At 69.2% G+C, this 9,365-nt stretch carries 8 protein-coding genes; 3 read left to right on the top strand and 5 right to left on the bottom strand.

From position 1 onward, the window contains the following. Nucleotides 1–12: 12 nt before the first annotated feature. Both EV278_RS04660 and EV278_RS04655 read right to left on the bottom strand, forming a co-directional pair. The gene (locus EV278_RS04660; RefSeq protein WP_132087237.1) at nt 13–2,280 is read right to left on the bottom strand and encodes a PAS domain-containing protein; all 2,268 of its coding nucleotides are present in this window, start codon (nt 2,278–2,280) and stop codon (nt 13–15) included. 136 nt (nt 2,281–2,416) lie between these two features. After that, on the bottom strand, nt 2,417–3,811 hold the full coding sequence (locus tag EV278_RS04655) for an MFS transporter (RefSeq protein WP_132087234.1): 1,395 nt from the start codon (nt 3,809–3,811) through the stop codon (nt 2,417–2,419). A gap of 83 nt (nt 3,812–3,894) precedes the next feature. Between EV278_RS04655 and EV278_RS04650 the strand changes: the two genes are divergently transcribed. Beyond that, complete coding sequence (locus tag EV278_RS04650) at nt 3,895–4,602, top strand: winged helix-turn-helix domain-containing protein (RefSeq protein WP_132087231.1); 708 nt, start codon at nt 3,895–3,897, stop codon at nt 4,600–4,602. Nucleotides 4,603–4,770: 168 nt separating this feature from the next. Further along, the gene (locus tag EV278_RS04645) at nt 4,771–5,085 is read left to right on the top strand and encodes a hypothetical protein (RefSeq protein WP_132087228.1); all 315 of its coding nucleotides are present in this window, start codon (nt 4,771–4,773) and stop codon (nt 5,083–5,085) included. A 36-nt stretch (nt 5,086–5,121) separates the two neighbouring features. On the opposite strand, the gene EV278_RS04640 is transcribed toward EV278_RS04645, so the two are convergent. Further along, nucleotides 5,122–6,990: an ABC transporter transmembrane domain-containing protein gene (locus EV278_RS04640; RefSeq protein ID WP_165916525.1), complete on the bottom strand. Its 1,869-nt coding sequence runs from the start codon at nt 6,988–6,990 to the stop codon at nt 5,122–5,124. Nucleotides 6,991–7,106: 116 nt separating this feature from the next. Here EV278_RS04640 and rpmE point away from each other — a divergent pair, with 116 nt between their 5' ends. After that, nucleotides 7,107–7,334, top strand: coding sequence for a 50S ribosomal protein L31 (rpmE, locus tag EV278_RS04635; protein ID WP_035072266.1), 228 nt, complete (start codon nt 7,107–7,109; stop codon nt 7,332–7,334). Between the two features lie 271 nt (nt 7,335–7,605). On the opposite strand, the gene EV278_RS04630 is transcribed toward rpmE, so the two are convergent. Together EV278_RS04630 and EV278_RS04625 are read right to left on the bottom strand one after the other, a co-directional pair. After that, nucleotides 7,606–8,688 carry a hypothetical protein gene (locus tag EV278_RS04630; protein WP_132087211.1) on the bottom strand — a complete coding sequence of 361 codons (1,083 nt, stop codon included), beginning with the start codon at nt 8,686–8,688 and terminating at the stop codon, nt 7,606–7,608. A gap of 96 nt (nt 8,689–8,784) precedes the next feature. After that, nucleotides 8,785–9,294 carry a DUF1465 family protein gene (locus EV278_RS04625; protein WP_132087208.1) on the bottom strand — a complete coding sequence of 170 codons (510 nt, stop codon included), beginning with the start codon at nt 9,292–9,294 and terminating at the stop codon, nt 8,785–8,787. Nucleotides 9,295–9,365 lie beyond the last annotated feature (71 nt).

Here is a 9,365-nt window from a genome sequence, read left to right as displayed (position 1 = left end):
GAAAAAGACGCCCTAACCGTCCAGCGCCGCCTCGATCCGGCACACCACGCCCTCCGGCTGGAAATCGATATGGGCCTGGCCCGACAGCTCCGCCGCCAGCCCGCGCTCGATCAGGCGTGAGCCGAAGCCGCGCCGGGTCGGCGGCTGCACCGGCGGCCCGCCGGTCTCGGTCCAGGTCAGGACCAGACGTGGTTGGGTAGGACCTGGAACCACGGTCCAAGTGATCCGCACCTGGCCCGAAGGCGCCGACAGCGCCCCGTACTTGACCGCATTGGTCGCCAGTTCGTGCAGGGCCATCGACAGCGACAGCGCCATGCGCGGCGACAGCCGCACCGATCCGCCGACGATTGCGAAGCGCTCGGCGCCGCCGTGCAGGACCTCCAGCCGGGCCAGCAAGTCCAGCAGGTCGGCGCCCTCCCAGTTCTCGCGGGTCAGCAGGTCATGGGCCTCGGCCAGGGCGACGATGCGGGCCGAAAACGCCTCCTGGGCCTGAGGTAGCGAGCGGGCGGCGTGGAAGGTCTGGGCGGCGATGGCCTGGATCGTGGCCAGCGAGTTCTTGACCCGGTGATTCAGCTCGTTGACCAGCAGCCGCAGGTGCAGTTCGGCCCGCTTGCGCTCGGTGATGTCGACGGTGGCGCCGACCACGCGCGTCGCCTTCCCCGCCTCGTCGAAGAAGCCCCGCCCCTTGGCCGAGATCCAGCGCTCCAGGCCGTCGTCGCGGCCGATCGTGCGATACTCGACGTCGATGTCGCTGCGCAGGGTCGGGTTCATCGCCGCCAGCAGGGCCTGGCGCGTGGCCTCGCGGTCCTCGGGATGCATGGCGGCGTAGAAGTCGTCCAGGCCCACGTCCGTCCCGGGCGCCATGCCGAACATGCCGTAGCCGCGCTCGGACCAGCGCAGCTGCCGGTTGCGGACATCGAAGTCCCAGGTGCCGACATTGCCCGCGTCCAGGGCCAGGGCCATGGTGGCCTCGCGCAACAGCTGGTCGGCCTCGGCCTCCTTGCGCTCGGTCACGTCGGAGACCACGCCGACGAAGCGCACGCACTGGCCCTCGTGGAAGAAGGCGCGGCCGAAGGTCTCGATCCAGCGTTCCGCCCCGTCGTCGCCGCGCCGGATCCGGTATTCGCGGTTGATCGTGTGGTCGCCCGCCGGGTCCATGGCGATCCGCGCGGCGTCCATCAGCCCCGGCAGGTCATCGGGATGGACCAGTCGCTCGAAAGCGTTGAGCGGGTTCTCGATCGGGCCGTCCGGCAAGCCGTAGATCTCGCGGCAACGTTTGTCCCAGAAGCGTTCGCCGGTCTGCGGATTGTGATCCCAGCGCCCCAGGCCGGCCGCATCGACGGCGATGCGCAGGTCGGCCTCGGCGGCCTCGAGCGCCTGCTCGGTGCGCTTGCGGCCGGTGATGTCGACCATCACCCCACGGTGCCGGACGGCCCAGCCCTTGGCGTCGCGTTCGACCCGGCCGCGGGTCTGGACCCAGCGGATCGAGCCGTCGGCCTGGATCAGCCGGTACTCCTCCAGGAAGTCGGTCGTGGTCTTCAGGCTGGTGCGGCCCGACCTGAGCAATCGTTCGTAATCGTCGGGATGCAGGGCCCTGGTGAATTCGGACAGCGGCGCCCCCTGCGCCGCGCGCTCGGGATCGACATTGTGGAACACCGCGTAGCGGGCGTCGGCATAGACCTTGTCGGCGACGATGTCCCAGTCCCAGGTGCCCACCCCGCTGGCCGCCTGCAGGGCCAGCTGATAGCGCTCCTCGCTGGCCCGCAGCGCCTGTTCGGTCCGCACCTTCCGCGTGACGTCGGTCAGGGCGATCAGCACCCCGCCCACGCCCGAAGGGGCGGCGGCGTCGGGCATCGGGCTTAGGCGGATGGTGAAATAGCCCTCGCTGACCGAGCCGTCCGGATGGGTGGTGGAAAGCGGCAGTTCCTCGATGATCGTGCCGCCGCTGGCGCCGGCCAGGATCGCCCGCTCCGGCGCCTCGGACTCGGCGGCCGAGGTGGGCGGGGCCTCGGCGAAGGTCTTGCCCAGGACGCGGGGATGGCGCTCGCCCAGCATCGGCGCATAGGCGTCGTTATAGATCAGCACCAGTTCGGGGCCCCAGCGAAGAGCGCTGGGAAACCGGCTGGCGACGATCATGTCGACAGCGAACCTCAGGCTGGGCGACCAGATCTCACGTGGTCCGAGCGGCGTGACCGTCCAGTCAAACGTCTCGATCCGCCCGCGCATCTGATCCGGCGCGACCGTCTCCACAGCGAGTCCCTGATCACGGGTGTTCACCATGCCCGTGTTCCTTCCCGACCGCGACAACGGCCAAGGTGCAGGAGACCTCATGGCAGGCGTGGTTTCAAGCCGCGGCGACTGTCCTTTTGCGCCGTCGATGGCGAAAACGACCGATATTTCATTCGGTTGCTGTCGGCTAGCCGACCTTGGAGGGCGACCGTCCTTCGCTGCGCCACGCCACCCAGGCCGCGCCCAGCAGCACCGCCGCGGCGATCAGGCCGGAGGACCGCAGGCCGGCGGCGATCCGGTCCGGTCCGCCGGCCGCCAGGGCGCCCATCACCGCCACCCCGGCCGCGCCCGCGGCTTGCCGACAGGCGTTCAGCACCCCCGAGGCCGTGCCCGAGAGATGGCGGTCGACGTTGGCCAGCAGGGCGCTGGTCATGGCCGGCACCGCCGTACCCATGCCGGCCGGGATCAGCAGGAAGCCCGGGATCATCAACCCGTAGGGCGTGGACGGCGACAGCCGGCTGGTCAGGGCGTAGCCGATCGCCGCCACCAGCACGCCGCCGGCCATGGTCCGCGCCGGTCCGAACCGGTGGGCGACCCGGCCGCTCAGCAGGTTGGAGACGATGAAGGTGGCCGTCAGCGGCAGGAAGGCCAGGCCAGCGTGCAACACGCTGTAGCCAGCGGAACGTTGAAGAAAGAGACCCAGCACGAAGATCACGCCGTAATAGGTGAAGTTGACGCCGACCCCGATCGCCACCGCCGACCACACCATGCGGCTGCGGAACACCGCCAGGGGCACGGCGGGGTGCGGGCTACGGATCTCCACCCACACGAAGGCGGCCGCGGTCGCGATCCCGGCGACCAGGGCGCCGGCCACCAGGGGATCGCCCCAGCCGCGGTGACCGCCCTCGATCACCGCCCCGACCAGGCAGGCCAGGGCGATGAAGCCCAGAACCTGGCCAGGCAGGTCCAGCGGCCGCTTCTCGCGCGGCGGGACCTCGGGCGCGAAGGCCAGGGTCAGGGCCGCGCCCAGCAGGCAGAGCGGCAGGTTGACCAGGAACACCCAGCGCCAGCCGAGGGCGCCGATCATCAGGCCGCCGATCACCGGGCCAGCGGCGATCGACACCCCGCCCGCCGCCGTCCACCAGCCCACGGCCCAGGCGCGCGCCCGGTCGTCGCCGGCCGCCGCGTGGGCGATCAGGGCCAGGGACGGCGGCACCAGCAGGGCGGCCGCCGCCCCCTGGACCGCCCGGGCCAGGACCAGCTGCAATGCGTCGCGGGCCAGGCCGCAGGCCGCCGACGACACGGCGAACAGCACCAGTCCGACCAGGAACGCCCGACGCGGTCCGAACCGGTCGCCCAGTGCGCCGGCCGACAGCAGCAGGGCCGCGAGCAGCAGGGTATAGGCGTCGACCACCCATTGCAGGCTGGCGGTCGGCGCCCCGAACTCGCGGCCGATGGCGTCCAGGGCCACATTGACGATGGTCACGTCCAGCTGGACGATCGTGAAGCCGAAGCTGGCGGCGACCAGGATCAGCGGCAGGCCGGCGGGACGGGCGGGGGACGCGACTCGGGCGTGGGTCATGGCGCGACCTTCGCCCGGTTCGGCCCGAAATGTTACAGCGACGAGTGAAGCATTCGCGGCCTTCGCCCGCTATGTTTCGCGTCATGGAAGCCAACATCGCCTCCCCCGCCGCCCTGATCGGCGATCCCGGCCGGGCCGCCATGCTGCAGGCCCTGCAGGACGGGCGCGCCCACCCGGCCGGCGCCCTGGCCTGGGCCGCCGGCCTGACCGCCCAGGCCGCCAGCAACCATCTGGCCAGGCTGGTGGACGGCGGGCTGGTCAGCGTCGAGCGCGAGGGCCGCCACCGCTACTACCGCCTGGCCAGCGCCGAGGTCGCCCACGCGCTGGAAGCCCTGGCCTGCCTGGCCGCGCCAGTCCGCTCGCTGGAGCAGCCGCGCTCGCCCCAGGCCCGCGCCCTGCGCGACGGCCGCTGTTGCTATGGCCACCTGGCCGGCCGGCTGGGCATAGCGGTGACCGACGCCCTGGTGGCCCAGGGTTTCCTCTGCCCCGCCGACGACAAGCAATACGACGTCAGCGCCGAGGGCCGCGCCTGGTTCGAGGACCTGGGCCTGGACCTCGACGCGATGCGTTCAAGGCGCGGCGTCGCCCGTCAGTGCCTGGACTGGACCGAGCGCCGCCATCACCTGGCCGGTCCGCTGGGCGTCAGCTTGCTCTCTCGCATGGTCGCCCTGGGCTGGATCGAGACGGTCGCCGGCAGCCGGGCGGCGCGGCTGACGACGCTGGGACGGGAGGCGCTGCGGAAGCGACTGGGCGTGGATCTGGATGGCGTCGCGGGACGCGAGGCGGCCTGACGATCAGGGACATGACGATCGGGGACAGGCACATGTGCCTGTCCCCATCCGCGTCAGATGGCGCCTAAGGGTTGGGCCCATGCGCGATTGTCGCTCAGCCCCGGAAGATGTCCGGCGCCGAGACACAGCCCAGCGTTGATACTGCGCCATCCTCCCGGGAGTCCCGCCATGCCCGACTTCAAGCTCGCCCTCGCCCCCAGCCAGCTGACCCAGACGATCAATCCGTGGTCCTGGAGCATGGGCAATGTCAGCCTGTTCAGCATCAACCTCGGCAAGTCGTCCGCCCCCGACGTCGAGGCGCGCATCCTCGACGAGGTCGGCAGCTACGGCCGCCAGTTGGGCCGAATCGGCGAGGCGCTCTCGGTGGTCATCGACTGGGCCGAGAAACAGGGCCTGCCGGAGCACGAGGCGATCGCCGCGCTCAAACTCCAACTCGAGCATGTCGACGTGATCCGGCGGGAGGAGAAGGCGGCGCCGTCCTAGGCGGCTACAAGTAGTCGATTGCCGACGCCCAAGACCCTAGGCCGCCTCCACCCCGAACTGCAGCCGGGCCAGCTTGGCGTAGAGCCCGCCCTGGGCCGAGAGCTCGGCGTGAGTGCCCTGCTCCACGACCCGGCCGTCCTCCATGACCACGATGCGGTCGGCCTTGAGCACGGTGGCCAGGCGGTGGGCGATGACCAGGGTGGTGCGCTCGCTCATCGCGTCGTGCAGGGCCTTCTGCACCAGGCGCTCGTTCTCGGCGTCCAGGGCGCTGGTGGCCTCGTCCAGCAACAGGATCGGCGCGTTGCGGACCAGGGCGCGGGCGATGGCCAGGCGCTGGCGCTGGCCGCCCGACAGCGTCTTGGCCCGCTCGCCGACCGGGGTGTCGAAGCCCTGCGGCAGGGCGTTGATGAACGGCGTGGCCTGGGCCGCGTCGGCCGCCGCGCGAGCCTCCTCGTCGGTCGCGTCCTCGCGGCCGAAGCGGATGTTGTCCAGGGCCGAGCCGGAGAACAGCGGACTGTCCTGGGCGACCAGCGCCATGCGGTCGCGCACCTCGGCGGGGTCGGCGGCTCGCAGATCGACGTCGTCCAGCCGCACCACGCCGGCCTGCGGATCGTAGAAGCGCAACAGCAGACGCAGCACCGTGCTCTTGCCCGCGCCGGACGGACCGACCAGGGCGACGGTCTCGCCGGGCTTCACGACCAGGTCGAAGCCCTTCAGGGCCGGCAGGTCGGGTCGTCCGGGATAGGCGAAGGTCACGCCCTCGAAGGCGATGGCGCCCCGGGCCGGGACGGGCAGCGTCCGGGGCTTCTCGGGCGCGGCGATCCCAGGCTCGGAATTGAGCAGGTCGGAGATCCGCTCCATGGCTCCGGCCGCCTTCTGGACGTCGCCCCAGACCTCGCCCAGGGCCCCGACGGAGCCGGCCGCCATGATCGCCAGCAGGGCGAACTGGGCCAGGGTGCCGGGCGTCATCTCGTTCGACAGCACCATGTGCGCGCCGATCCACAGCAGCAGGGTGATGCCGCCGAACGCCAGGACGATGACCACGGCGGTCATGCCGGACCGCGCGCTGATCCGGCGAACCGAGGCCTTGTAGGCCGCCTCGACCGCGCCGCCGAACCGGGTGTCGGCCGCCGCCTCGCGCCCGAAGGCCTGGACGGTGTCCAGCGCGTCCAGGCTCTCGCCGGCATAGCCGACGGCGTCGGCGAACCGGTCCTGGGCGGCGACGGACAGCTTGCGCACGTTGCGGCCCAGCAGGAACATCGGCGCCAGGATCACCGGCACCATCAGCACGATGAAGCCGGCCAGCTTGGGGCTGACCACGGCCATGTAGCCCAGGCCGCCGATCAGGCTCAGCGTGTTGCGCAGCGCCACCGAGGCCGAGGTCCCCACCAGGGTCTCGACGATGGTGATGTCGGTGGTCATCCGCGACAGCACCTCGCCCGTGCGGGTCTTCAGGAAGAAGGCCGGGTCCAGGGTCAGGGTGTGGCCGTACAGCGCCCGGCGCAGGTCGGCGACCACCCGCTCGCCCAGCCGGGTGACGAAGAAGAAGCGCAGCGCCGTGGCCACCGCCAGCACCAGGGCCACCGCGCCCAGGCCGAGAAAGGCGGTGTTGACCGCGTCGCCGGAGCCCCCTCCTCCTGCTTCAGGGGCGAAGCCCTTGTCGATCACGCCCTTGAACGCCGCCGTCAGGCCCAGGGTGGCGCTGGTCGAGAACAGCAGGAAGAAGCCGGCGGCCAGGGCGTCGCCGATGTGGCGGCGCACGAACGGCAGCAGGTGGGCCAGCGGGCGGATGTCCTTGCGGCGCGGCCGGCGGTTCGCGGCTTCGGCCAGGTTCTGCACCAGCTCCGCGCCCGCGCTCGGCCTGCCTTCGGCCGAAATCTCGCCCGCGTTCACGTCGCTCATCAACTGACCCTTGCCAAAATCGCGCGCTTTCTTTATAGCCGCGCGTCTCCGAGAGCCACCCGCAAGGTTTGGCGCCCGCCCACAATCTCACGCCGCCTTCAAGTCGGTTGGATCGCCCGATGAAACAAGACATTCACCCCGACTATCACTTCATCACCGTCACCCTGACCGACGGCTCGTCGTACCAGACGCGTTCGACCTACGGTAAGGAAGGCGCCACCCTGGCGCTGGACATCGATCCGCGCGTCCATCCGGCCTGGACCGGCGGCAACGCCCAGATGATGGACCGCGGCGGCCGCGTCTCGCGCTTCAACGCCAAGTTCGCCGGCTTCACCGCCAAGAAGTAAGCGTTCCACGCTTCTCGCCGTAAGGGCGACGAAAGGCCGGTTCCGCGTACGCGGGCCGGCCTTTTTCGTTTCTTTTGGCCTTTTCGCCATAAACGCGCGCCATCCCCCTCTAAGCGGGGAACCGAAGCAGCGGTGAAGCCGATACGTGGCCAAAACCACAAGCTAGGCTTGCCCTCCCCGAATAAGTCGGAGGATGACTGGTATTATGTAGCAAACACCTCTACGGGCGAGAGCAGTCGAAGCTAGGTCTCAAAAGAGGAGACCTATGCCGCTAGGTAGCCTGCTGGTCGTTCTGCTCTTGAACGCGAGCGCGGCCCATGTAGATGGCGTCAATTTCGAGCGGATAGACCGCGCCGATGAGCGCCGGGTAGCGCCCGAACGGGTTTTCCTCAACGTCGCTCGCGGTGGAAAAAAAGAGACTGATTTCATCCCTGCCATCAAGGAAGTTGTGAAAGCTCAACGTGCCGCGACCGCCAAATATCGAGTAAACGTCGTCCCCATTGAAGTTATACTGAACGTAGTTCGCCTCCATCTGGTTCGGCCCTCCAATTGGGCGAACCCTAATCTCAATCTCCTTGCGCGTGCCGGCTGCTATGCCATTGATAAAGCTCAACCCAGAGCAGTCGAAGGTGTAGGGAGAATTGTGTTTGGCGAACGGAGGAGCCGCTATGGTGCTCGCCGATACCTCAATATTTCCCCTTGGACAGGGAGACTTTCCAATGTTCTCCACAACAAGAACCAGCTTGAACTCAGGGTATGGCGGAGAGAGGCTGTTGATGCCGTAGCGTACCAGTTCAATCGAGCCGGAAATCACCGACAGATAGGCTTGGTTGCTCTTCACGGCGGCGTCGGCCTGCCGATGGGCCACGGCGAGTTGCGCCGCGAAGCGTTCTTCCTGCTTGGCGGCATCGACGCGGGCCTCTTCCAGACCCGCTTGGGTGGCCTCAAGGGCGGCGTTGTCCGCGTCGGCGCTCCGCTTGGTTTCTAGAGCGGCATTCTTGGCCCAGTGGGTCGCGCGCCAGGCGAAGATGGCCGCGGCGCCGGTGAAGCCGACGCCGAAAAGGCTCAGGATCAACTGCAAGAGCCCATAGATGCGCTGAGCCTCAGCGATGCGATTCGCGCGCTCCCCGATGTTGTTCGCGACACGATCAACAGCGAGGGATTCCCGCTCGTAACTCGTCAAGCTTTGGTGGCTGGCGGGCTTAGGCTTGGCGGTTGTTGGGGCGGCCTTTGGGGCGCTTTGTGGTCCGCCGGATGGCGTGACCGGCGCCGAGCCCAGCAGGAGGACAGCGCTAAATCCCCCAAGCGCAGCCACGAGCAGCCGATGGCGCTTAGCGCAGCCAATGGAAACCATGCCGGAAAAGCCCCCCGATTGATCTTCACCTGAACACCGGCCTCGATTTCAGACAAACCCATGTCGGGTCTGTGGATTCTTGACGATCGAGTGAAATCACGCCACCCCGAACGCCGCGGTCAGGCGGTCGAACTGGGCCTGCACCGGACGGGGGGCTTCCTCGTCGGCGGCGGCTTCCAGATACATGCGCTTGTCCAGGTGGCGGACGCGTTCATAGAGCCGCTCGGAGCGCTGCAGCAGGTTGACCAGGCCGAACGGCAGGTCCTCGACGGCGGCGGCCTCGCCGGCTTCCAGGCCCAGGCGATAGTTCTCGGCGCAGGCGGCCTCGGCCGCCATCTCGCCCTCCTTGACCGCGCGCTGGACCAGCAGCCACGAGGCCACCTGCATCAGCCGGGTGGTCAGCCGCATGCTCTCGCTGGCGTAGGCCAGCGCCGCGTTGCGCGAGAGGATCTTGCTATCGTGGCGTCCGGCCCCGTCGAGATAGGCGGCGGTCTCCTCGACCAGCGTCATGCCCTCCTCGAACGTCCGGTCGAAAAGCTCGGAGCGAGCGAAATCCTGGATCACGCCAGCACGCCAGGGGGCCGCGGCCACGTTCAACTCGGTCATAGCTACTCAATGCCCCTTCGAAAGGCCGCGAGAAGGTCCCGCCGGACAGGAGGACTGCAACCCCCGTGCCA

The sequence above is a fragment of the Caulobacter sp. BK020 genome (assembly GCF_004342605.1).
Lineage (GTDB): Bacteria > Pseudomonadota > Alphaproteobacteria > Caulobacterales > Caulobacteraceae > Caulobacter.
This window is presented reverse-complemented; position numbering and strand designations above follow the sequence as displayed.